Annotated in this window: 19 protein-coding genes; 3 read left to right on the top strand and 16 right to left on the bottom strand. The window is 71.6% G+C overall.

Annotation, left to right across the window (positions count from 1 at the left end; translation table 11 throughout):
* The 5 genes from atpE to glyA all read right to left on the bottom strand — a co-directional run bounded on the left by atpE (position 1) and on the right by glyA (position 3,267).
* Complete coding sequence (gene atpE, locus ACLQ23_RS28685) at positions 1-225, bottom strand: ATP synthase F0 subunit C (protein ID WP_355591314.1); 225 nt, start codon at positions 223-225, stop codon at positions 1-3.
* Between the two features lie 92 nt (positions 226-317).
* Positions 318-1,097, bottom strand: coding sequence for a F0F1 ATP synthase subunit A (gene atpB / locus ACLQ23_RS28680; protein ID WP_355591311.1), 780 nt, complete (start codon positions 1,095-1,097; stop codon positions 318-320).
* Between the two features lie 42 nt (positions 1,098-1,139).
* A complete protein-coding gene (locus ACLQ23_RS28675) occupies positions 1,140-1,361 on the bottom strand; it encodes a hypothetical protein (RefSeq protein WP_355591308.1) in 222 nt (73 codons plus the stop codon).
* Positions 1,362-1,552: 191 nt separating this feature from the next.
* Complete coding sequence (locus ACLQ23_RS28670) at positions 1,553-1,984, bottom strand: hypothetical protein (protein ID WP_355631798.1); 432 nt, start codon at positions 1,982-1,984, stop codon at positions 1,553-1,555.
* Positions 1,981-3,267 (bottom strand): serine hydroxymethyltransferase, encoded by a 1,287-nt coding sequence (glyA, locus tag ACLQ23_RS28665; protein WP_355591302.1) that lies wholly within the window; start codon positions 3,265-3,267, stop codon positions 1,981-1,983. Before glyA ends, ACLQ23_RS28670 begins: the two co-directional genes overlap by 4 nt.
* A gap of 35 nt (positions 3,268-3,302) precedes the next feature.
* Here glyA and ACLQ23_RS28660 point away from each other — a divergent pair, with 35 nt between their 5' ends.
* Positions 3,303-4,766, top strand: a complete 1,464-nt coding sequence (locus ACLQ23_RS28660) for an SDR family oxidoreductase (protein WP_355591299.1) — start codon at positions 3,303-3,305, stop codon at positions 4,764-4,766.
* A 133-nt stretch (positions 4,767-4,899) separates the two neighbouring features.
* Here the strand turns inward: ACLQ23_RS28660 and ACLQ23_RS28655 are convergent, their stop codons facing one another.
* From ACLQ23_RS28655 to prmC, 4 genes are all read right to left on the bottom strand, one after another.
* Positions 4,900-7,014 (bottom strand): transglycosylase domain-containing protein, encoded by a 2,115-nt coding sequence (locus tag ACLQ23_RS28655; RefSeq protein ID WP_355631800.1) that lies wholly within the window; start codon positions 7,012-7,014, stop codon positions 4,900-4,902.
* Between the two features lie 106 nt (positions 7,015-7,120).
* Positions 7,121-7,732: a phosphotyrosine protein phosphatase gene (locus ACLQ23_RS28650; RefSeq protein ID WP_355591293.1), complete on the bottom strand. Its 612-nt coding sequence runs from the start codon at positions 7,730-7,732 to the stop codon at positions 7,121-7,123.
* The gene (locus ACLQ23_RS28645) at positions 7,733-8,380 is read right to left on the bottom strand and encodes an L-threonylcarbamoyladenylate synthase (RefSeq protein ID WP_053655680.1); all 648 of its coding nucleotides are present in this window, start codon (positions 8,378-8,380) and stop codon (positions 7,733-7,735) included.
* Positions 8,380-9,327: a peptide chain release factor N(5)-glutamine methyltransferase gene (prmC, locus tag ACLQ23_RS28640; protein ID WP_355631803.1), complete on the bottom strand. Its 948-nt coding sequence runs from the start codon at positions 9,325-9,327 to the stop codon at positions 8,380-8,382. Before prmC ends, ACLQ23_RS28645 begins: the two co-directional genes overlap by 1 nt.
* Before the next feature lie 73 nt (positions 9,328-9,400).
* On the opposite strand from prmC, the gene ACLQ23_RS28635 reads away from it, so the two are divergent.
* On the top strand, positions 9,401-10,948 hold the full coding sequence (locus ACLQ23_RS28635) for a GGDEF domain-containing protein (RefSeq protein ID WP_355591287.1): 1,548 nt from the start codon (positions 9,401-9,403) through the stop codon (positions 10,946-10,948).
* 126 nt (positions 10,949-11,074) lie between these two features.
* On the opposite strand, the gene prfA is transcribed toward ACLQ23_RS28635, so the two are convergent.
* Positions 11,075-12,163 carry a peptide chain release factor 1 gene (gene prfA, locus ACLQ23_RS28630; protein ID WP_355591284.1) on the bottom strand — a complete coding sequence of 363 codons (1,089 nt, stop codon included), beginning with the start codon at positions 12,161-12,163 and terminating at the stop codon, positions 11,075-11,077.
* A 130-nt stretch (positions 12,164-12,293) separates the two neighbouring features.
* Positions 12,294-12,518 carry a 50S ribosomal protein L31 gene (gene rpmE / locus ACLQ23_RS28625; RefSeq protein ID WP_007464546.1) on the bottom strand — a complete coding sequence of 75 codons (225 nt, stop codon included), beginning with the start codon at positions 12,516-12,518 and terminating at the stop codon, positions 12,294-12,296.
* A gap of 275 nt (positions 12,519-12,793) precedes the next feature.
* Here rpmE and ACLQ23_RS28620 point away from each other — a divergent pair, with 275 nt between their 5' ends.
* The gene (locus ACLQ23_RS28620; protein WP_355591281.1) at positions 12,794-13,690 is read left to right on the top strand and encodes an AAA family ATPase; all 897 of its coding nucleotides are present in this window, start codon (positions 12,794-12,796) and stop codon (positions 13,688-13,690) included.
* Between the two features lie 53 nt (positions 13,691-13,743).
* Here ACLQ23_RS28620 and ACLQ23_RS28615 read toward each other — a convergent pair whose 3' ends face one another.
* The 5 genes from ACLQ23_RS28615 to ACLQ23_RS28595 all read right to left on the bottom strand — a co-directional run bounded on the left by ACLQ23_RS28615 (position 13,744) and on the right by ACLQ23_RS28595 (position 23,192).
* The gene (locus ACLQ23_RS28615) at positions 13,744-17,283 is read right to left on the bottom strand and encodes a phosphodiester glycosidase family protein (protein ID WP_425734891.1); all 3,540 of its coding nucleotides are present in this window, start codon (positions 17,281-17,283) and stop codon (positions 13,744-13,746) included.
* 368 nt (positions 17,284-17,651) lie between these two features.
* Positions 17,652-19,820, bottom strand: a complete 2,169-nt coding sequence (rho, locus tag ACLQ23_RS28610; RefSeq protein WP_425881368.1) for a transcription termination factor Rho — start codon at positions 19,818-19,820, stop codon at positions 17,652-17,654.
* Between the two features lie 293 nt (positions 19,821-20,113).
* The gene (gene thrB / locus ACLQ23_RS28605; protein WP_425734889.1) at positions 20,114-21,058 is read right to left on the bottom strand and encodes a homoserine kinase; all 945 of its coding nucleotides are present in this window, start codon (positions 21,056-21,058) and stop codon (positions 20,114-20,116) included.
* A 62-nt stretch (positions 21,059-21,120) separates the two neighbouring features.
* Positions 21,121-22,365, bottom strand: a complete 1,245-nt coding sequence (locus ACLQ23_RS28600; protein ID WP_355591269.1) for an MFS transporter — start codon at positions 22,363-22,365, stop codon at positions 21,121-21,123.
* Between the two features lie 11 nt (positions 22,366-22,376).
* Entirely contained in the window at positions 22,377-23,192 is an 816-nt protein-coding gene (locus tag ACLQ23_RS28595; protein ID WP_355591266.1) for a polysaccharide deacetylase family protein, read from the bottom strand.
* Positions 23,193-23,232: the final 40 nt, after the last annotated feature.

The following is a 23,232-nucleotide window of genomic DNA, read 5'->3' as shown; positions in this document are numbered from 1 at the left end:
TCAGTTGACGGCGAAGGCGAGCACCAGGCCGAACAGGGCGAGCGCCTCGACCAGGGCGAAGCCCAGGACGAGCCAGGTCCGGTTGAAGCCGGCGGACTCGGGCTGACGGGCGCTCGACTGGATGTAGGCCGCGAAGACCAGGGCGACGCCGATACCGGGGCCGATGGCGGCGAGGCCGTAGCCGATGGTGTTGACGTTACCGTTGATGGCGGCGAGAACGTCCATTGCGGGTATTCCTCCTAGTTAACGCGTGAACTCTCACGCGTACGCGGTCGTATCCAGAAGCTTGGTGGGCCGGGTGACCCGCCGAGCGGGTCTCAGTGCTCGTCGGCCAGCGACGACCCGACGTAGTTGGCGCTCAGTGTGACGAAGACATATGCCTGCAGCACCGCGACCAGGACCTCGAAGAAGGCCATCACGATCGCCATGGCGAAGGAGAAGACCGAGGTCACCTGGACGAAGATGCTGTCCGAGGCGAGCATCACGAACCCGCCGACGGTGAAGACCAGCAGCAGCAGGTGGCCGGCGAACATGTTGGCGAAGAGCCGCAGGGCGAGGGTGACCGGCCGGACGATGAAGTTCTGCAGGAACTCGATCGGGATCAGCAGGAAGTGCATCGGCCACGGAACGCCGGGCAGGATCAGCATCATCTTCAGGTACTTGCCGAAGCCGTGTTTCCGGACGCCGATGTAGAGGTACATCACGTAGGAGATGGCGGAGAGCACGATCGGAAAGGCGATGTGCGAGTTGGGCGAGATCTGCAACCCGGGCACGATGCTGAAGATGTTTGTCAGCAGGATGAAGCTGAAGAGCACCGTGAAATAGGGCGCGAAGCGGATGCCCGCATTGCCCATCTGCTCGCGGGCGATGTTGTCCCGAACCAGGCCGTAGACCGACTCCGCATACCACTGGGCCTTACCGGGAACCAGCTTTGGCTTCCGGTAGGCGACCATGAAGAAGATGATCAGCAACGCGACCGCGAGCCAGATCATGATCCCGAACTTGGTGACCCAGGGGCCGGCCACGTTCGGCGGGTAGAAATCTCCGACGCTGGGGGGCCAAGGAAGCCCCTCGGCGGCGACGAGCTGTCCACTCACCGTGTCATCCTCCGCACTCGACAGACCCGCGTGTGCTGGAACTCAAGCACCGAGCCTCTTCATGATCAGGTAGATCGCTCCGGCTGCGCCGAACATCATGCCCGTGGCGATCCCGATGCCCGTGGGAAATCCGATAAGGCGTCCCGCTAGCCATCCGAGGAAACCCCACACCACAATTCCGGCGATGAGATAGCCAAGAACGGTGCCGGCAACGCCCTCCGATGAGTGCTCATCGGACTTCTTGGGGTGAAGGTCGTCGGCCATGACGCCGCGAACGATATCAGCCTGCCTGCGCCAGGGTGTGCGGCACCCCCCACACTGCGGGCAGCGTGCGGGTCGCACTACGGGCGCGTCAACCGTCGCCAAGGCTACTCCCGTCAAGTCCGCCGAGGCAGCCCGACGGGACCGGCAAATTGCCGACAATCGTCCGCTGAGGAGCCCGCAATCGGACGTGATTAGTCGCGCCGCGACCGGAATGTCGGCAGCGGAGACCGCAGCGCCCAGGTCAGGTGGGCTCCGGTCCAGACCACCACGGCCAGGATGACGGCGCCGCCCATGACCCGTAAACCACCCCAACCGGTGGCCGCGATGGCTGACATGGCCAGACCGAGGATCACGATCTTCACGCCGTAGGTGACAAGCCCAACGGACATGATCATGCGTGGGTTGATGGCATCCGCCCAGGCGACCGAGAAGCCGGAGATGAGATAGCTCACCACCACCAACGCGATCCCGGCAGCCGCTCCGGCGGCGCCCTCGGCGCCCCACAGGATCGCCGCGAGCGGGACCGCGAGCACCGCCAGCACCGCACAACTCAGCAGCGTAAAGCGAAGGTACGGCAGTCGGACCCGGATCGCGCCCGGCTCACCCGCCCGTGGCTCGCTCATCGGGGGTACGCCGGGAACGTCGCGACAAGCTCGGCCACCTCGGCGCCGATCCGGGACAGCGCGTCGGCACCGCCCGGTGCACCGGGATCGGTACGCACCACACGGGCGACGAGGGCTGCCACCTGCCGCAGCTCACCCTCCCGCATGCCCTGGGTGGTGACGCTCGGGGTGCCCACCCGGATGCCGGAGGCCACCATCGGCGGCTGTGGGTCGTACGGGATGGCGTTCTTGTTCAGGGTGATCGACGCGGCGTCGCAGCGTCGCTCGGCCTCCGCGCCGGTCACCCCCACCTCACGCAGGTCGATCAGAGCGAGGTGGGTGTCGGTGCCACCGGAGACCGGGCGCATCCCCTCGTCGGCAAGCCCGGCAGCGAGCGCCTGGGCGTTGCTGACCACCTGCCGGGCGTACGTCTGGAACTCGGGCTGGGCGGCCTCGCGCAGCGCGACCGCCTTGGCCGCGACCGCGTGCATCAGCGGGCCGCCCTGGGTGAACGGGAAGACCGCCTTGTCGATCCGCTGGGCCAGCGACTCACGGCACAGGATCATGCCGCCGCGCGGGCCGCGCAGCACCTTGTGGGTGGTGGCGCAGACCACGTCGGCGTATGGCACCGGGGACGGGATCGCCCGGCCGGCGACCAGGCCGATGAAGTGCGCGGCGTCCACCATCAGGTACGCGCCGACCTCGTCGGCGATCTCCCGGAACCGCGCGAAGTCGATCAACCGGGGGTACGCCGTCGCGCCGCAGATGATGAGTTTGGGTCGGTGCGCGCGCGCAAGGTCGCGTACCTCGTCGTAGTCGATCAGCTCGGTGTCCGGCCGGACGGGGTAGCCGACCGGGTGGAACCACTTGCCGGAGAAGTTCACCCGGCTGCCGTGGGTGAGGTGCCCGCCGTGCGGTAGGTCCATCGCCAGGACCGTGTCCCCCGGTTGCACCAGCGCGGCGTACGCGGCCAGGTTGGCGCTCGCCCCCGAATGCGGCTGGAGGTTGGCGTGCTCGGCTCCGAAGAGCTCCTTGGCGCGGGCGATGCCGATCTCCTCGGCCCGATCCACCTCCGCGCAACCGCCGTAGTAGCGGCGGCCCGGGTAACCCTCGGCGTACTTGTTCGTGAGCGTGGAACCGAGCGCGGCAAGCACCGCCGGCGAGGTCAGATTCTCGCTGGCGATCAGCTGCAGACCACCCCGCAACCGGTCCAGCTCGCCGAGAACCACATCGGCGATCTCCGGATCGGTGGCTCTGAGCTGCGCAAAATCCGGCCCCCAGAAGGTGCTCGTCTCGGTCTCCACAGCGAACGAGTCTAGAGGGCAGCACACTGGGACCCGTGAGATGCCTCGTCACCGGTGCCACGGGATACATCGGCGGGCGACTGACGCCGCTTCTGCTCGCCGACGGTCACTCCGTACGCTGCCTGGCCCGTAAGGCCGTGCGGCTGCGTGACGTGCCGTGGGCCTCGGCGGCCGAGATCGTCGAGGGGGACCTCAGCCGACCGGAGACGCTGCCCGCCGCATTCGCCGACGTGGACGTCGCCTACTTCCTCGTGCACTCGCTCGGCCGCCCCGACTTCGAGGCGGCCGACCGCGAGGCAGCGACGAACTTCGCGGAAGCGGCCCGCGCGGCGGGCGTACGCCGGATCGTCTACCTGGGGGGTCCAGAGCCGGCGTCCGACGCGGAGGTCCCCTCCCCGCACCTGCGGTCCCGGGCCGAGGTGGGTCGGATCCTGCTGGCCAGCGGGGTGCCCACGGCCGTGCTCCGTGCCGCGGTGATCATCGGCTCCGGCTCGGCGTCGTTCGAGATGCTGCGCTACCTGACCGAGCGGCTGCCCGCCATGGTCACCCCACGGTGGGTGGGCAACCGGATCCAGCCGATCGCCGTCCGCGACGTGCTGCGCTACCTGGCCGGCTGCGCCACGCTGCCGCCGGAGGTCAACAGGGGCTTCGACATCGGCGGACCGGACGTGCTGACCTTCCGCGACATGATGCAGCGCTACGCCCGGGTGGCCGGGCTGCGCCGACGGATCATCGTGCCGGTCCGTCCGCTCACCCCGTCGCTCTCGTCGCACTGGGTCGGCCTGATCACACCGGTACCGAACGCCATCGCCCGCCCGCTCGTGGAGAGCCTGATCCACGAGGCGGTCACGCACGAACACGACATCGCGCGGTACGTACCCGATCCGCCCGGCGGGCTGACCGGCTTCGACAAGGCGGTGTCCCTGGCGCTGGCCAAGGTTCGCGACGCCCAGGTGGAGACCCGCTGGTCGAACGCGAGCGGCCCGGACGCCCCCGCCGAGCCGCTGCCCAGCGACCCGGACTGGTCCGGTGGCACCACGTACACCGACTTTCGGGAGCGGACCGTGGACGCGTCACCGGCCGCCCTCTGGCGGGTCGTCGAGGGCGTCGGCGGCGAGCACGGCTGGTACTCGTTCCCGCTCGCCTGGTCGATCCGTGGCTGGCTGGACCGGCTCGTCGGCGGAGTGGGGCTGCGCCGCGGCCGGCGCGACCCGCACCGGCTACAGGTCGGCGAGGCACTGGACTTCTGGCGGGTTGAGGAGATCATCCCGGGCGAGTTGCTGCGGCTGCGCGCCGAGATGCGCCTGCCCGGCCGGGCCTGGCTGGAGATGCGGGTGCTGCCCGCCGACGACGGGCGCAGCCGCTATCAGCAGCGCGCGGTCTTCCTGCCCCGAGGGCTGGCCGGGCACGCCTACTGGGGATCGGTGGCACCGTTCCACGCGCTGGTCTTCGGAGGAATGGCCCGCAACATAGCCCGAGGCGCAGAAGAACTCCCCTGACCTGTCCCCAACCCCCGCGATCTTGCACTTTCGGTCGCCAGATTATGCGCTTCCACCCCTTTTGCCGAGGCAGAAACTGCAAGATCGCGAGGGATGGGCGGGCGGGGCGGGCGGGAGGGCGGGCGGGGCGGGGTCAGTTGCCGTTGCGGGGGCCTGTCACCTGGAAGGCGGCTCGTTCGCTTGGCGGGACGAAATCTCTTACCGGCTCGCCCCGTAGGGCGGCGGTTAGCACCTCGCCAACAGCGGTCACCATCCGGGCCTGCACCGCCTGACCGACAGCATCGCGGGGATCGTCGGGGTTTGCCGCCATCGAGGCGACAGCCAACTGCGGCGTGAAGGCCACCACCGTCTCCGTCTCGTACCGCTCGGAGCTGCCGGTCTTGCCGGCCACCGGGCGGCCGAGCCGGGCGCGCAGGTCGGGTGCGGTGGCGCCGTCGCACCGCCCGTACATCGACTGGTCGCCCACCGGGCAGCGGGACGCGTCGATGGCAGCCCGGGCCACGTCGGTGTCCAGGACCTGCCGGCAGTCCGGCTTGGCGGCATCCACCGGCCGCCCGGTCGAGTCGCTGATCGAGACCACCGGCAGCGGCGCGCACCAGGTTCCCTCGGCCGCCACCGTGGCGTACGCGTTGGCCAGGTCGAGCGGGGTCGTAGCGGCCACGCCCAGTGTGAACGGGCCCCAGTTCTTCGCGCCGTACCGGGCCAGCTGCTCGTCGGGGTCGGCGCGCAGCACGATGCCGAGCCGCTCGGCCATCTCCACAACCCGGTCGGCGCCGACCTTCTCGGTGAGCCACGCGAAGTAGGTGTTCACCGAGCGGCCGAAGGCGCTCCACATGGTGCGGGGGCCGTCCATCGACGACGGGTTGGCGTTCGACGGGCACCAGCGGCCGTCGCAGCTTGCCTGCCCGGTCACCGGGAACCGGGTGATGATCTGGCTCGGTGCGGTGAACTCGGTCGACAGCGGCAGGCCGGACTCCAGCGCGGCCAGCAGGGCGAAGAGCTTGAACGTCGAGCCGCCCTGGTAGCCGTCGATCGCCCCGCCGCCGGCGACGAGCTGGTTGACGGTGTTCGGGTGGTTCTTCTGCCCGAGCGGGTTGTCGTCCACGCTGTAGGCGCGGTTCACCGACATCGCCAGCACCCGCCCGGTGCCGGGCTGCACCACAGCGGTCGGCACCGCCCGCGCGTTGGTCGGCTTGTAGATCTTCAACACCTGCTCGGTGGTGGCCCGCTGCACCGCCGGGTCCAGCGAGGAGACGATGGAGAAGCCGCCCCGGCGCAGGGTGCGCTGCCGCTCGTCGGCCGTCGACCCGAACGCCGGCTGGCTGCTCCACCAGCGGGTGAACCAGTCGCAGAAGAAGCCCCAGTCGTTGTGCCCGTCGGGCACCCCGGTGCAGTCGTTGGGGGTCTCGCTCGGTCGCAGTTCCATCGGCTCGGCCCGCGCCGCCTCGGCCGCGTCGGCCGCCACCTGGCCGGACTCCACAAGCCGCTCCAGCACGTACGCCCGGCGCTCCAGCGCACTGTCGGCGTCGCCGTTGATCGGGTCGTCGCTGTCCGGCGACTGCACCAGACCGGCCAGCAGCGCTGCCTGGGCCAGGGTCAGCTCGGCCGGCGACCGGGAGAAGTAGCGCTTGCTGGCGGCGGCGATCCCGTACGCCCCGGCGCCGAAGTAGGCGATGTTCAGATAGCGGGTGAGGATGTCCTCCTTGCTCAGCTCCCGCTCCAGCGCGAGAGCGTACCGCATCTCCTGGAGCTTGCGGGCTGTGGTGACCTCGGTGGCGGCCCGGCGCTGCCCCTCGGTCAGCCGGGGGTCGCTGGCGAGCACGTTGCGGACGTACTGCATGGTCAGCGTGGAGGCGCCCTGCCGGGTGCGGCCGTCGCGCTTGTTGACTGTGAACGCGCGTACGACGCCGCGCAGGTCGACCCCGCTGTGCTTGTAGAAGCGGGCGTCCTCGGCGGCGACGATGGCCTGGCGCATCACCGGGGCGACCTCGTGCAGCGGCACGTCCACCCGGTCCTCCTGGTAGAAGGACGTGATCAGTGTGGTGCCGTCGCTGGCGTAGAGGTTGGACCGCTGGGCTGTGGGTGGCGTGCGGAGCGTGTTCGGCAGCTCCGAGTACGGCGTGGACAGGGCGCTGAAGCCGATCCCGAAGACAAGGGCCGCAGGCAGGGCGGCTCCGGCCAGCACCAGTCCGGCAAGCACGCCGGCGATCACCACGGTCAGTAGTTTGTCGAGTCGGGCCCGGATCATCAGCTCTCCCCGCAGGAGCCGGTCACACTAGGACCCGTTCAGAATGACCCGGAACGCCCCTTTCGCCCCTGGTTTTCCCCAAACCCGCAGAAAACTCGCACGTCGCTCAGGGCAGCAGCGCGGCGGCCAGCGGGTGGACCGTCTCCTCGATCTCGTCGGCGACCCGGCTGAAGCACTGGTCACCACGGCCCCACGGGTCGTCAAGATCGTCGGTGGGCAGCACCGAGGCGCCCAACCGGTTGTCGTTGGCCGCCGCTACCAGGGCCACGCCCCGGGCGTACACCCCCTCCGGGGTGGCCTGCGCCACCGGCAGCGCGGCGACGTCCACAGCGGCCAGCAGCCGGCCGAACTCACCGAGCACGAACGTGCGGGCTGCCGCGTCTGGGCGCAGCGCCACCACGTACTCCTGCTGGTCGGCGGTGGCCGTCAGGACCAGGTCGGCGGCGTCGATGTGGTCCGAGCGCAGCTTGCGCGCCGCGAACCCCTCGACGGCCCCGCCACGGCCGATGACCTGCCGGGCCGCCGGCGGGTTCATCTCCTCGCCCGCGTGCCAGCCGCCCGTCCCCGCGCTGTGGCTGTGCAGCAACTCCTCAGCCCGCGCCGGGTCCTCCCCACGCCGCGCCAACCGTTCCCGCACCGCGAGGGCGAGCAGCCGCTCGGCCATCGGCGAGCGGCAGATGTTGCCCATGCAGACGTGCAGGACGGTGAACGGGGGCACTCAGACCCCCTGGGTGTCGACGAGATCCGGAACCACCTCGCGCAGCTTCTCCAACGGGATCGCACCGGCCCGCAGTAGCTGCGGCACGTCGCCGGTGAGGTCCACGATCGTGCTCGGCACCGGGTCCGGGCAGGGCCCGGCCTCCAGGTACGCCCGCACCGAGTAGCTGAGCTGGTCGCGGGCCTCCTCGGCGGTCACCGCCGCCGGCTGGCCCGTCTTGTTCGCCGACGAGACCGCCATCGGGCCGGTCTCCCGCAGCACCTCAAGCGCCACCGGGTGCAGCGGCATCCGCACCGCGACCGTCCCCGACTTGTCGCCCAGGTCCCACTGGAGGCTCGGCGAGTGCTCGACGACGATCGTCAGCGCGCCCGGCCAGAACGCCTCCACCAGGTCCCGAGCGGCAGTGGGCAGCGAGAACACCAGGCCGTCGAGGGTGTGGCGGGACCCGATGAGCACCGGCGGCGGCATCTGCCGGCCCCGGCCCTTCGCGTCCAACAGAGCCTTCACCGCGTACGGCGTGAACGCATCCGCGCCGATTCCGTAGACAGTGTCCGTCGGGAGGACGACAAGCTCGCCGTTCTTGACCGCCTCGATGGCCGCAGCGATGCCGCGGTCACGATCGGCGGGCGACCGGCAGTCGTAGAGCATCACGAGGAGTCAGTCTGCCACGCCCGGCCGGACGCGGCGTGCTGGCCGTCCGCCCGTCGGGACGCGGTGGCGTACCGGGGGCGGCCCGTGAGGTCCCGATGCTCGTCGACGGCGGTGAACCAGCCGCTCCCGGCGAGCAGCGCGGGCACCGCCACGTCGTGCGTGTCGTCGTGCTCGACCCCGATGACGCCGCCCGGCCGCAGCAGCGCCGCAGCCCGGGCGAGCACCGGTCGGATCACGTCGAGGCCGTCCGCGCCGCCGAACACCGCCTCCGTCGGATCGTGCCCGGCAACCTCCGGCGGCACCACCACCTCAACGGGTACGTACGGCGGGTTGCAGAGCAGCACGTCCACCCGACCGACCAGATCGGCAAGCAGGTCCGGTGCTGTCACGTCGGCCTCGACCACCTCGATGGGGCGGTCACCTTTCGTGGCCCGCTCGGCGGCGTTGCGGCGCAGCCATGCCAGCGCTGCCGGGGACCGCTCCACGGCGACCACCCGCGCGCCGGGCACCTCCTGGGCCACCGCCAAGGCGATAGCGCCGGAACCACTGCACAGGTCCACCACCAGCGGGTCGGGCAGCCCTCGGCTCTGCTCGATGCCCCAGCCGGCCAGCAGCTCCGTCTCCGGGCGGGGCACGAAGACACCCGGTCCGACCGCCAGCTCCAGGTGCCGGAAACCCGCCCGACCGGTCAGGTGCTGCAACGGCTCCCGGCTGACGCGGCGCTCGACCAACCCATCGAGCCGGGCGAGCTGGTCATCGCTGAGGTCGTCGGCGAGCGCCAGCCGGCCCCGGGGCACCCCCAGCACGTACGCGGTCAACAGCTCGGCCTCCACCCGCGCCGGACCCACGCCCGCAGCGGCGAGCGCCCGGGCGGCCCGACCCACGGCGGCGGACGGACGGAGGGGCCCTGTCCCTTCGGAGGGGTGTTGCGGCAAAGTGCTCACGACATAATCATGAAGCGTCACCGGCGACGCCACGAACGGACGTTGTCGAGGCGCACACGACAGGAGGTTGTGAGTGGGCTGGCTCGACCGGGTCGATGACCAGGTTGACGCCCTCACGCGTGCCCGGGCATTGCAGGAGGCCAGCCGCTCCGCCGAGGCGTACACCCTGCTGGACCGGGTGATCCGCACCACCAACGACCCGGCGGCACGCGCGGACGCCATGGTGCAGCGCCTCTCCGCGCTGATCAATCTCGGCCGGACGGCGGAGTTCACCCGGGCCATCGAGGAGGCGTCGGCGGCCGTCCGCGACCTCAACGAGCCCTACCTGCGCGGGCACCTCAACGCGCTTGCCGCCCTCGCCGCGCACCACCAGGGCGCCCTGGACCGCTGCGTCACCCACCTGGTCAAGGCCGCCCGGATGCTCGGCGCCGTGGAGGATCCGGACCGGGACACCGCCTGGGGCTGGCACGACCTCGCGATGGCCTACAGCTACCTCAGCTTCCACGGGTACGCCCTGGGCGCGATCGAACGCGCCCGGCAGCTCGGGCTGACCGCCGGCATCCCCGAGGAGACGTTCGCCGCGCCGGGCATCCGACTGCGCAACGCGGTGGCACTGGACCACAACGGGGACAGCGACGGGTGTCTGCGGGTGCTCCGGGACGTCGCCGCCGATCTGGCCCGCTTCGTCCGCACCGGGCGGGCCGGCAAGCTGCGCCCCAGCAGCCTCGCCGCGTACGGCTACTCGGCGGCACGGCAGGCGGCACTCGGCGACCCGGTGGGATTGTCCGGCGACACCGCGCCGGCCCGCCTGATCAGCCACGGCGGGGACAGCGCGCGTGCCCGCGACCTGCGGCAACTCGGGATGGTCTGCCTGGCAGTGGCCGACGGGCGGCCCATCGAGGCGGTCACCCGACTGGACACCATCCAGGTTGCCACCGAGACGCTCGGCGCTGCCGAACCCGCACGGCTGCGCAGCATCGCCCTGTCCCGGGCCGGCGACCACTCGGCGGCGCACCGGGCCGACCGGCTGGCGTTCCGGCTCGCCGCCCAGCGCAACGACCGGCTCCGCGACGTCTACATCGACGGCATCGCCGCCCGGATCGACCACGAGGAGATGCGCCGGGAGGCCGCACGGTACGAGGGTGAGGCGCTCACCGACCCGCTCACCGGGCTGCCCAACCGGCGCCGGCTGGAGCGGTACATCACCGCAGTGGTCACCCGGGGCGACCGGGTGGTGATCGGCGTCTGCGACCTGGACGGCTTCAAGGCGGTGAACACCCGGCACGGGCACCACTCCGGCGACCTGGTCCTGCAACGCATCGCCGGGGTGATCAACCGGGTGATGCGCCGGGGCGACTTCGTGGCCCGCTACGGCGGCGACGAGTTCGTCGTGGTGCTGCCGGACACCGGCATGGTCGAGGCCGCCGAGGTGGCACGCCGGATCGAGGCGGCGGTGCACGCCGAGGACTGGGAGTCGCTGGTGCCGGGCACGCCGGTCGGGGTGAGCATCGGCTTCGCCGAGGTCTCCGGCGGCGGCGGGCTGCGCGACGCGCTCAGCATCGCCTTCGAGCAGGCCGATCGGGAGATGCTGCGCGCCAAGTCACGCCCCCGCGCGAGCTGACCGCGAGACCTCGCGTCGATCAAGGAGTTGTGGTGCCTCATCAAAGGCCCAGGACGCGACAAACCGCCCACCACAACCCCATGATCGACGGGGACGGGGACGGGGACGGGGACCGGGCAGGGTTGGTCAGCGGCGGGTCAGCTCGGTGTCGCCGGCCAGGCGGGCCGCGCGGTCGGCCTCGGCCAACGCGTCCAGCACCCCGTCCAGGTCACCGGCGAGCGCCAGGTCAAGGTTGTACGCCGTGTAGCCGATCCGGTGATCGGTGATCCGGTTCTGCGGGAAGTTGTAGGTGCGGATCCGCTCCGAGCGGTCCACCGTACGGACCTGCGCCTTGCGGGCGTCCGAGGCGGCGGCGTCGGCCTGCTCCTGGGCGGCGGCGAGCAGCCGGGCACGCAGGATCCGCATCGCCTGCTCCCGGTTCTGCAACTGGGACTTCTCGTTCTGGCAGGAGACGACGATGCCGGTCGGCAGGTGGGTGATCCGCACCGCCGAGTCGGTGGTGTTCACCGACTGACCGCCCGGCCCGGACGACCGGAACACGTCGATCCGCAGGTCGTTCTGGTCGATTGTGACGTCGACGTCCTCGGCCTCCGGCAGCACCAGCACCCCGGCCGCGCTCGTGTGGATCCGGCCCTGCGACTCGGTGACCGGGACACGCTGCACCCGGTGCACGCCGCCCTCCCACTTGAGCCTCGACCAGACGCCGTTACCGCCGTCCGGCACGCCCTTGGTCTTGATCGACAGTGAGACGTCCTTGACGCCGCCCAGGTCGGAGTCCTGCGCGTCGATCACCTCGGTGATCCACCCGTGCCGCTCGGCGTACCTGGTGTACATCCGCAGCAGGTCACCGGCGAACAGGGCCGACTCCTCGCCGCCCTCGCCGGCCTTGATCTCGACGATCACGTCCTTGGCGTCGTGCGGGTCACGCGGAATGAGCAGCTCCGCGAGGCGCTCCTCAAGCACCGGCAGGGACGCCGCGATCGACTCCACCTCACCGGCGAAGGACGGATCCTCGGCGGCCAACTCGCGGGCCGCGGTCAGGTCGGCGCGCGCCTGCTCCAGCTCGCCGGCGGCCTTGTTCAGCGGCACCAGTTCGGCGTACCGACGGCCGACCCGACGCGCGGTGGCCTGGTCGGCGTGGATGGCCGGATCGGCCAACCGCTTCTCCAGCTCCGCGTACTCGTCGAGGAGGCCGGCCAGACGCTCGCTGCTCATGCTGCGGATGCTCCTTCGACGGTACGGCTGCCGGGCCGGACGGACCTGCCGACAGCCGGGCGAAAACGGGGTGGAACGCGGACGGCGCCCGCGTCCGGTGCGAAACCGGACGCGGGCGCCGAACGTGGAGCTACTTGGCCTTCTTGGCCTGAACCTTGGCGTACTTCTGCTGGAACTTCGCGACCCGGCCGGCGGTGTCGAGAACGCGCTGCTTACCGGTGTAGAACGGGTGGCAGGCGCTGCAGGTCTCGACGTGGATCGCCCCGCCCTTGGCGGTGCTGCGGGTCGTGAACGTGTTGCCACAGGAGCAGCTGACCTCGGTGGTCACGTACTCCGGGTGGATGTTTGCCTTCATCTCGCCTCGGTCCTCTCGTTGGTGGTCGCCGGGTCGCCGTCATCGCTCGTCGCGCCGTACGCGACGGGCTCGGGCGTGAACCGGAACCGGTGGCCGATTGACCAGTGTGCCATGGGCCTGAGCCGACCCGATAATCGGGCCACACACCTCGTCCGGCATCGTCAACACGTGCCTCCTCGTCCGCATTCCCGCCGCCCGCCGGGGCATTCGTCCACCCGGGAAACCGTCACGGCGTACCCCACCGGGGGTACGCAGGTCGAGTCGGAGGTGCCCCGATGGCCCGCCTGATCGCCACCCGAGGTCTGCCCGCCTCGGGCAAGACCACCTTCGCCCGGACGCTCCAGCCGTCCGTGCTTCGGGTCAACCGGGACGACCTGCGCCGGATGCTGCACGGCGAGCGGCTCTTCACGCAGTGGGCCGAGGCGCAGGTGACCGCCGCACAGCAGGCTCAGGTCGAGGCGCTGCTGCGGGCGCGGGCGAACGTGTGCGTGGACGACACCAACCTGCGCGCCCGCACGCTGCGTGGCTGGGCCGAGCTGGCCGCCCGGCACGGGGCGGATTTCGAGGTGCACGACTTCACCGACGTACCGCTTGACGAGTGCCTGCGCCGCGACGCCGCCCGCCCGGCGGCCGACCAGGTCGGCGCGGACGCGATCCGCCGGCTGCACGAGCGGTACCTGGAGGGGCGCAGCCTGCCGCTGCCGGTCCCGCAGGCGCGCACCGGCCGGCCCGCCGCCGTGCACCCGCCGTCGGCCGAACCGCCGGAGATCGTGCTGGTGGACATCGACGGCACCGTCGCGCTGGCCGTGTCCCGCAGCCCGTACGACATGACCCGGGTGGGCCAGGACCATCCGAATCCGGCGGTGATCGCGGCGGTCCGGGCCATGCACGCGGCCGGGTACGGGGTGGTCTTCTGCTCCGGGCGGGACGCCTCCGCCCGAGCGGCGACCGAGGCGTGGCTGGCCCGGCACGTCCGGGTCCCCTACCTCGGTCTGCACCTACGTGCGGTCGGCGACTCCCGCAAGGACTCGATCGTCAAGCGGGAGATCTACGACCGGGAGATCCGGGACCGTTACCGGGTGGCCGGCGTGTTCGACGACCGTGTTCAGGTGGTGCGGATGTGGCGTGACCTCGGCCTCACCGTCTTCCAGGTGGCCGAAGGCGACTTCTGACCCGGCCCGCCGCCCCGGCCCGTGCGACTCGACGGGGCGGGGCGGCGGCGGGTTCACGCTGCGGGCGCGGCGGCCCGAGCGGTGAGGGTGATCGCGGTTTCGGTGCGGACGCCGTTGACGGTGACCGCCAGAACCACCGACCCGGGACGCAGCGCCGTGAGCGTGCCGGTGGCCGGGTCGAAGCGGGCCGTGTGCCACGGACGCACCCCGGCCGCGGAGCCGACGTGCACGCCCGGCGAGGCCGACCAGTCGGCGCTGACCGGAGCGGCAACCGGCACCGTACGACCGTCCGGCTGGGTGAGCGTGGCGGTGACCGTCGCGGGGCTGCCGACCGCCACGCTGGCCGGCGCGGCAACGGTGAGCCGGTCCAGGTGTGCGTGGAACTCCGCGTCCACCCAGCGTGGCCCCTCGGCGAGCGGGTTGCGGCGTGCCCGGTCGGCCTCGGCCGGGGTGACCGGGTCAACGCCGAACTCCGTCCAGCCGGTGAAGCCTCCCTGGTCAGCGGGGGTGGACGGCGTCTTGCCCGCGTTGCCGTTGATCACAAACGGTACGCCGTCGACCCGGTCGGCATGGAACGTGCCGACGTGCCCGCCGACGAACAACGCGCCCTTGCCGGTGCGGTGCTGGAAGTCGGCGAGCCACTGCTCCAGCAGCGCCGCCTCCTTGCGGTCACCGAGTTGGCTGGCCTGGGCGGGGCTGGGATCGCGTGCCGGGTGGTGGTGCAGCACGACGACCGAGCCGACCCGCCGGTCGGTGGCCGCCGCGTCGAGAGCCTCGCGCAGCATCCGCACCTGGTCGAAGCCGCCGCCGCGCAGCGTCCCGGTGGACGAGTTCAACGTGACGAACCGGGTGCCGTTGTGGTCGAACACCCGTGACGTGGCGCCGAACGCCGCCTCGAAGTTGCTGATCGGGGCACCCATGATCTCGTGGTTGCCGGGCACGTAGTACCAGGGCAGCGCGTCGCCCAACTCCTCGTCGAGGATCCGTCGCGCCAGCGCGAAGTCCGCCGGGTAGGCGGTGTCCACGAAATCGCCGTTGATCAGGAGGAAGTCCGGCCGGGCCGCGCGCACCTCGCGCAGCGTCCGCCGGGCCTGGGCGACAAGGTTGCTGTCCGGGGCTGCGGCGACGAACTGGGCGTCGGAGAGCACCGCGAACCGCCACGGCGCGTCGTCCACCGTGCCGTCGCGCACCACCACCCGATCGGTACGCGGGGATGCCTCCGGCACGTCGACAGTCGGCGGCACCTTCGCCACCAGGTCGTCGATGATCACCTCGCTGGTGTACTGCGCGGCGGCGTTCGTCTCGGCCACGTAGAAGCGGCGCACCCGCACCGGGTACTGCACGCCGGCCGGCACCGCGAACTCCACGTACCGCCAGCCGGTCCAGGTGATCAGCGGACCGCGCAGCACGTGCTGGGTGTCCTGGGCGTCGTGCAGGTGCAGGCTGGGCCACTCCCCGGTGCCGTTGCCGTGGATCCACATGCCGAACGCCTGCGGCTGGCCGGGCACATCGATCCAGGCGGGCGGGTCGGCGTACGCGGCGCGCGTGCCCGTCGACTGGCTGAAGTCGTACGACATGCGCAGGCCGGTGCCGGTGTGCCCCGGCGCGGGTGCGACCGCCCCGCTGGCCCGGGCCTGGCTGAACCGCCAGGACGCCGCGTTGTCGAAGCCGGCGACCGGTACGTCGGTCAGCCCGACAGTGACCGGCAGGACCGTGCTCTTGCGTCCGACGTGGACGGTCACCAGGGCGGACCCGGTGTCCCGCAGCGCGCTGACGCTCAGGTTGCCGTCGCCGGTCGGGGTGATCCGCAGCAGGTTCCGGTCGTAGTCGAGCGTCACATCGGCCGGCTCGATCGGCGCGGTGTTGCCTTCGGCGTCGTACCCGACCACTCCGACCAGGGCATTGCCGTCCTGCCCGGTCAGACCCACCCTCGGCACTGTGGCGCCGATCCGGGCCAGCGGGCCGAGCACTGTGAGGTCCAGCGTGCCGGTGGCCCGGCCACGTGCGGCGGTGACCGTGCCGGCCCCCGGTGCGCCCGCGTGGAACACGCCGTGGCGGTCGACCCGGCCGCGTACCGCAGGCGTCACCCGCCATGCCGGCGCACCGGCCGCCGGACCGTACGTCTCGTCGTAGCCGGCCGCGGTGAGGGTGCGGGTCAGCCCGGGGAAGACCCGGTCGGGTCGGCCACCGCGCACCGGCGAGACGCCTGGGGCGACGGTGGGGTCGCTTGCCGTCTCGACCCAGAAGCCGGTGAGCCGGCCGCTGCCCTTCGGGGCGTAGATGGCCAGGCCGTTGGGCACGGCCCGTTCGCTGCCGTCGGAGGGGCCGTTCTCCACCTGGACTGTCGACGCGCCCGGCTCGCGGGCCAGCAGCGTCGAGGACCCGCCGCCGTCGAGGTTGAGCGCATGGTGGGCGCCCAGCTCCGCCATCATCCGGCCCATCTCGGTCTGCGTCACGCCGCGGCTGTCGACCTGGCGCCCGTCCACCGTCATCATGATCATTTTCCGACCGTCGGCGCTGAACCCGACTGCGGTGCGCGGAGCGAGCGTCGGGTCGGCGATGCTCTGCACGACACCGTCGCGGACCAGGACGTTGCCGCCACCGACAGCCGCGTGCAGGGTACTGCCGTCGGACGGCTTCGGCCGCCAGGCCACCGTCACCGGGTCGCCGGGTCGGAGCGCCGCGAGGGCGTCCGCGCCCGCGTCGCGGCCGAGCAGCACGACGCTGCCTGCGGCGATCGGGCCGCTGCCGGCGACGCCGGCCACTGTGGCCACCCGACCGCCGGCCACGGTGACCTCGACCACGCGGGCCGCGCCCTCCACGGCACGCTGCCGGGAGTACGTCCCCCACAACTCGGTGAACGCCCCGATGCCGCCGGTCTGGATCAGGTTGTTGAACTGGGTGAGCGGCACCGGCCCGCTGGGCAGCGTGGCGCTGCCGTCGAAGTTCACCTCGATCACCCAGCCGAGCCCGCTCGTGGTGACCGCCACCGCGTTGCCGTGACCGCTGACCGCCGACTGGATCAGCTCACCGTCGCGGACACCGACGCCCTGGGCGGCACCGGAGTTGTTGATGTCGAAGAAGTCGCCGTTGACCGCAGCGACCGCACGGGAATCGTCAACCGCCTTGCGCAGCGGCTCGGCCCGGCTGACCGCCCCGGAGTTGACGTAGTCGACGGTGGCGCCGCCGGAGAGGTCGGTGGTGAGCGCGTCGGCGCGCAGCCAGCCGTCGGCGTCGTACCTGTCGAAGGACGTCAGTTGCACGCCCGGCGCGACCGGCCGGGTGGCCTTCGTGGTCTCCAGGCCACCGGCCGGCTCCACGCCGCCAGCGGCCCTGGGAGAGGTCGCCGCGGTCGCGCCCTCCGGGTCGGCGGCCAGGCTGACCGAGCCGGCCGGCCGGGACGACGCCGCCGGGGCGTCTTCCGCGACAGTGGGCGCGGCCAGCCCGGTGGACGCGGCTGCGACGGACCGGGTCGCGGGCGCGGCAGGTGGCGCTACGGGTGCGGCGGCGGCCGGCAGCGGCGCGGCCAGGACGAGCAGCGGCGTCAGCAGCAGGACGCCGGTGCGGCGGGCGGATCGTCTGCGGGTACGCATGGACGACAGTCAACCCGCCAATGAATAGAAGTTTCAAGACCTGCTGGCTGAACCGAAGGAAAATTCCGCCTCCTGGCTGCCCCCGCTGACGCCGTCCGGCGGCGTGGGCACGGGGACGACCACCCCTCCCCTGCCCCCCTTTGCTCTGCTTCAACTGACGCAACAGAAATCGCCCCAGAGTGTTGCGTTGGTTGAAGCAGAGCAAAGGGAGACCACCAGGGAGGGGGCGGCGAGGCGCAGCAGGGGCAACCGGGCAGGCAGCGCTGGGCCGGAGCACCGCCTGAAGCAGAGCAGCGGCAGCGGGCGGACACGACGAAGGGGCACGGCCGTGTGGCCGTGCCCCTTCGTCGTGCCTCACCCGGGGAGGGTCACTCCCCCGGCGTCGACTTCGCGATCTGCATCAGGAACTCGATGTTGGTGCGGGTGTGCTTGAGCTTGTCGAGCAGCAGGTCCATCGCCGCCTGCGAGTCCAGCGAGTGCAGGACCTTGCGGAGCTTGTGGAGGATGACCAACTCCTCCGGCGCCAGCAGGACCTCTTCCTTACGGGTACCGGACGGGTTGATGTCGATGGCCGGGAAGGTCCGCTTGTCAGCGATCTTCCGGTCCAGCTTCAGCTCCGCGTTACCGGTGCCCTTGAACTCCTCGAAGATGACCGTGTCCGCCATGGAACCGGTCTCCACCAGGGCCGTGGCGATGATGGTCAGCGAGCCACCGTTCTCGATGTTGCGAGCCGCACCGAGGAACCGCTTCGGCGGGTAGAGAGCTGTGGAGTCGATACCACCCGACATGATCCGACCGCTGGCCGGCGCCGCCAAGTTGTACGACCGGCCGAGCCGGGTCACCGAGTCGAGCAGCACGACGACGTCGTGCCCCAGCTCGACAAGGCGCTTCGCCCGCTCGATCGCCAGCTCGGCGACAGTGGTGTGGTCCTGCGGCGGACGGTCGAACGTGGCCGCGATGACCTCGCCCTTGATCGACCGCTGCATGTCGGTGACCTCTTCGGGCCGCTCGTCCACAAGCACCACCATCAGGTGGCACTCCGGGTTGTTCCGGGTGATCGCGTTGGCGATCGCCTGGAGCACCATCGTCTTACCCGCCTTCGGCGGCGACTGGATGAGCGCCCGCTGGCCCTTGCCGATCGGCATGACCAGGTCGATGACACGGGTGGTGAGGATGTGCGGCTCGGTCTCCAGCCGCAGGCGCTCCTGCGGGTAGAGCGGCGTGAGCTTGTAGAACTCCGGCCGGCGCCGCGCCTCCTCCGGCTCCATCCCGTTGATCGTGTCCAGCCGCATCAGCGGGTTGTACTTGTCCCGCCGCTGGTCACCGCTGTTGCCACCCTCGCGGTTGGCACGCACCGCGCCGGTGATCGCGTCACCGCGGCGCAGGCCGTACTTCTTGATCTGGGACATCGAGACGTACACGTCGTTCGGGCCGGCGAGGTAGCCGGTCGTCCGCACGAAGGCGTAGTTGTCGAGCACGTCGATGATGCCGGCCACGGGGACGAGGACGTCGTCCTCGCCGACCTGCGGCTCACGGCCGCCGGTGTCGCCACCGGTCTCGGCGCGGTCGCCGCGACCGCGACGGCGGTCCCGGAAACGGCTGCGCCGGCCACGCCGGCCGCCGCCCTCACCGTCGTCATCGTCGTTGTCCCGCTCGACCCGCTGACCACGGTCGTTGCGGTCGCCGCGGTCGGCACGCTCCGGCCGGTCGTTGCGCTCGGCACGCTCGCCCCGGTCGGAACGCTCGCCTCGATCGTTGCGGTCGCCCCGCTCGGCACGCTCGCCCCGGTCAGCACGCTCGCCCCGGTCGGAACGCTCGCTCCGCTCGTTGCGGTCGCCCCGCTCGGCACGCTCGCCCCGGTCAGCACGCTCACCTCGGTCGGAACGCTCGCCCCGGTCGTTGCGGTCGCCCCGGTCGTTGCGGTCGCCCCGCTCGGCACGCTCCGGGCGCTCGGTGCGGTCCCGCCGGTTCTCGCCGCGATCGGCCCGCTCGCCGGTCTCCACCTCATCGGTACGCGCCTCAGCGGCACGCCCCTCGGTGCTGCGTACCTCGGTGGCACGAGGTTCTGCGGCCTGCGCCTCGGCGCTGGGCTCAGCGGCGCGCGGCTCGGTGCTGCGCGCCCCCGTGGTGCGGCCCTCAGCCGGGGCGGTACGGCTCCGCCGGGTACGACCCCGGCTCGCGGTCTCGGTGGCCGGCTCGGCCGGCGCCTGGTCGGTGCTGCGACCCTCGGCCGCCGGGCGATCCACGGTCTCGCGCACCTCCTCACGGGCCGGAGCGGCCGCAGCCGCGACCTCAGCCCGCGGTCGAGGGGTCCCGGCAGCATTGCCGCCCTGCCGCTCGGAGATCGCGGCGATCAGCTCACCTTTACGCATGCGAGCCGTGCCGGAAATGCCGAGCGACGCAGCCAAGCTCTGCAGCTCTGGCAGCAGCATCGCCGACAGACCGGTGCCGCTACGCCGACGACGGGCGGGGGCGGCGGCGGTGGCATCGCCAGCGACGTTGGAAACATCCGACGTCACGTCGGTGGTGTCGCTCAATGGATTCCTTCCCTCGATAGGCCGGGACTGCCCGGAGTCGAAACTCAGGTGGCCGGGCGGCCTCGGTGCACCCGCCTCGCAAGGACGCGTCGCGGGAGTCTGTGACACAGCAGCCGGTGGTTTCCCGACTCACCAACATCGGTGAGCAGGTCTCGCCGTCTGCGGCGACCTGTGGAAACTGCGGTGCGGCGTGGGCCTTGAGCAGGGGTGACGGGCTGACCGCCGAAAGCTTCGGGGTGCGCCGACCCGCAGGAGATCGCGTGCTTCGCGGCTGTGCTAGGTCTAGAGCGTAATCAACTCTTCCGACCTGCGGCAACAGGGTCCCGCTCGGCGTGTCCAAGTCTACCCCGGGCGACCCGGGCACCGCTGACGTCTATCGGTAACTTCCAGAACTCCCAGTCTGTTCCCAGCGGGAAATCCGCTGGCGGCTCGCTCAGCGCCAGCACGGTCGGCCCCGCCCCACTGACCACAGCCGCCACACCCGCCGCGCGCAACTCGTTGACCAGCGCAGATGTCGCAGGCATCCCGGCCGCGCGGTAATCCTGGTGCAGTCGGTCGGCGGTGGCCGGCAGCAGCAGCGACGGATCTGCGGTCAGCGCGTGGACCAGAAGCGCCGCCCTCCCCGCGGTGAACGCGGCGTCGGCGTGCGGCACGGTGGCCGGCAGGGCGGCCCGCGCGGCCGCTGTGAGGCCACGCTCGGACGGCACAAAAACGGTTGGCCGCACCTCGTCGGCGACCGCCAGCGACACCGATCGGGCACCGGTCGGCTCGGACCAGGCGAGCGTGAATCCGCCGAGCAGGCACGGCGCGACGTTGTCGGGATGGCCCTCGATCTCGGCGGCCAGCCTGAGCACACCAGGCTCGTCCAGCCGGTCCTCCCCGTCGGTGACCAGAGCACGGGCCAGGAGCACCCCGGCGACGATCGCGGCGGACGACGAGCCCAGCCCGCGCGCCTGCGGGATCCGGTTGACGCACTCCACAGTCAGCCCGTCGGGTTGCCCGCCGAGCACGTCGAAGGTCGCGCGCATGGCCCGCACCACCAGGTGCCGGTCGTCGGTGGGCAACTCGCCAGCGCCCTGACCGGTCACCGTCACCCGCACGCCAGCGGGCGCGACCTCGGCAGCCAGGTCGTCGTAGAGCCCGAGGGCGAGACCCAGCGCGTCGAAGCCGGGGCCCAGGTTGGCACTGGTGGCGGGGACCCGGACCCGGACCGGCCCAGCGGTGAAGTTCGTCGGCACGCGCCCATGCTAGGGGTCGGCACCGACGATCCGACGCGGTGCCCGCAGCATGGGACCGCGGGTCAGCCTGTCGGGTTCGGAACCGGCGCGGCGACCGGGTCGGTCAGCGAGAGCCTGCGGGTGGCTATCCGCCAGCCGATCGCGTAGACGACTGTGACAAGACCACAGCCGGCCAGCACGACCCGTTCGTCCACGACGTCCACCACGAGGGCCACCGCCAGTTGGCTCACCGAGATGGCGAGCGTCGCGAGCATCATGTCGGTGGCGAAGACACGCCCGCGCAACCGGTCCGGCACCTCGCCCTGAAGGGCGAAGTTGGACATCACCCAGTTGCTGCCGCCCGCGAAGTGCGCCAGGAAGACGAGCAGCAGCACCAGGGGAAACCAGCGGACCACCGACGTACCCAGGTAGGACAGGCCGTACAGCGACATGGACACTGCGAGCCCGGGCAGCAGCCAGGACCTGTTGGTAAGCACCCGACGCATCAGGATCGGCCCCACCAGCGCACCGGCACCGCGTACCGCGAAGAGCAGGCCGGCGCCGAGCGGACCGACGCCGTACACGCCGGCGAGCAGCGGAAACACGGTAAGCACCCCGTTGCCCAGGCCGACCGCCGACTTGACCGTGACAAGCGCCAGCACGCGGGGCCGGTGCCCGATGTAGCCGAGCGCCTCGCGGACCGCCGGCCAGGTCCGCTGGACCGGCAGCTCCGGATCGCGCTCCGCCTGCAACGGACGGCGGATCCGGGTGGCCAGGCCCGCGGCGATCGCCAGGCCCACCCCGGCCACCCAGAAGCAGACGTACGGGCCGGCGGCCGAGCTGAGCACGCCACCAAGCGAGGCGCCGACCACAGTCATGGTGCCCCAGGCCGAGCCCGCCACCGCGTTGCCCGCGGCCAGTTCGTGCGGCCGGAGCACGTTGGGCAGCGCGGCCTGGGCGGCCGGCGAGTAGAAGGCCTTGGCGACCGCGACCACGCCGATGGCCACCAGCGCCAGCCACGCCGTGCCTGCGCTTCGCACGCCGAGCAGCAGCAGTACGCCCACCAGCGCGGCCACGTTTGCCGCGATCATGACCTTCCGCCTGTCGAACCGGTCGGCCACCGTGCCGGTGTACGGCAGCAGCAACGCCACGATGCCGGTGTCCACCGCCAGAACCAGGGCGCCCCAGACTCCGCTTCCGGTCAGGTGGGGCAGCAGCACAAGCAGCGGGACCATGACGAACCAGTCGGCGCCGAAGACCACGAGTTCGGCGAGGAAGAGGTTGCGGAAGCTGCGATTGCCGGTGATGACCGAGAAGGTGGACGCCACGGAGCGGGACCCTACCCGGTCGATGCGGGGCTTACTCCGGCTCGCAGGAGCGTCGAGACTGTCACGAAGGTGTAGCCCCGATCCCGCAATCCGCTGATCATGTCCGGTAGACCGTTCAGCGCGACCAGGCGGCTCCGCCGCCCCACGTCGTGCCCGAGCAGGATCGTTCCCGGCCGGACGTCACGCGTGATCCGTCGGGCGTGTCCGACCGGGTCGTTGGGATACTGCCCCTCCACCATCTGCAGTGACCAGAGCACGAGCCGACAGTTCAGTCGGGCCGCCGCGTGCAGCACCGCCCCGCCCAGGTGCCCGTACGGCGGGCGGATCAGTCGGGGCGGCTTTCCGGTCACGTCCGCGATGGCGTCATGGCTACGGCTCAGGTCGTCGTACGCCTCGGCGGCGTCCCGCTGGGCGAGGTCGTGGTGCGCCCAACTGTGGTTACCCACCTCGTGTTCGGCGAGCCGGTCGCGTACGACCCCGGCGTGTTTCCTGACATTCGCGCCGACCAGGAAGAACGTGGCGGGAACCTGGCGCCGGGCCAGGGTGTCCAGCACCATCGGCGTCCACTGTGGGGCGGGCCCGTCGTCGAAGGTGAGCGCCACCAGTTGCCTGTCGGTCGTCACCGACCAGACGGCCGTCAGCGCTCCGCTGCCGACGTCCTGGTTCCTGTTGCCGACCGTGGCGCTGGCCGGGCCACCACCGAGCGGCAGCCGTTGGGTGCGCCGCCACGCCTCGGTCGCTCCCGCTCCGGCGACTGCCCCGCCGGCCAGGAGCGTGCCCCGGCGCAGCAGCTCGCGTCGGGACCATCCCCGCGCGCCCTCGCTCATCCGCCGCCCCGCTCCGTGCACACCTCCGCGCCTTACCAGG

Origin of the sequence: Micromonospora sp. DT41 (assembly GCF_049841715.1) — a bacterium.
Taxonomy (GTDB): domain Bacteria; phylum Actinomycetota; class Actinomycetes; order Mycobacteriales; family Micromonosporaceae; genus Micromonospora; species Micromonospora profundi.
The sequence above is the reverse complement of the archived record's forward strand: the minus strand, read 5'-3'. Positions and strand labels throughout refer to the sequence as shown.

Coding starts and splice junctions, on each gene's coding strand:
- rpmE (WP_007464546.1), bottom strand. CDS start 12,518: ATGAAGGCAAACATCCACCCGGAGTACGTGACCACCGAGGTCAGCTGC.
- ACLQ23_RS28615 (WP_425734891.1), bottom strand. CDS start 17,283: ATGCGTACCCGCAGACGATCCGCCCGCCGCACCGGCGTCCTGCTGCTG.
- ACLQ23_RS28620 (WP_355591281.1), top strand. CDS start 12,794: ATGGCCCGCCTGATCGCCACCCGAGGTCTGCCCGCCTCGGGCAAGACC.
- atpE (WP_355591314.1), bottom strand. CDS start 225: ATGGACGTTCTCGCCGCCATCAACGGTAACGTCAACACCATCGGCTAC.
- prfA (WP_355591284.1), bottom strand. CDS start 12,163: ATGAGCAGCGAGCGTCTGGCCGGCCTCCTCGACGAGTACGCGGAGCTG.
- ACLQ23_RS28675 (WP_355591308.1), bottom strand. CDS start 1,361: ATGGCCGACGACCTTCACCCCAAGAAGTCCGATGAGCACTCATCGGAG.
- ACLQ23_RS28645 (WP_053655680.1), bottom strand. CDS start 8,380: ATGCTCTACGACTGCCGGTCGCCCGCCGATCGTGACCGCGGCATCGCT.
- ACLQ23_RS28670 (WP_355631798.1), bottom strand. CDS start 1,984: ATGAGCGAGCCACGGGCGGGTGAGCCGGGCGCGATCCGGGTCCGACTG.
- ACLQ23_RS28595 (WP_355591266.1), bottom strand. CDS start 23,192: ATGAGCGAGGGCGCGCGGGGATGGTCCCGACGCGAGCTGCTGCGCCGG.
- ACLQ23_RS28655 (WP_355631800.1), bottom strand. CDS start 7,014: ATGATCCGGGCCCGACTCGACAAACTACTGACCGTGGTGATCGCCGGC.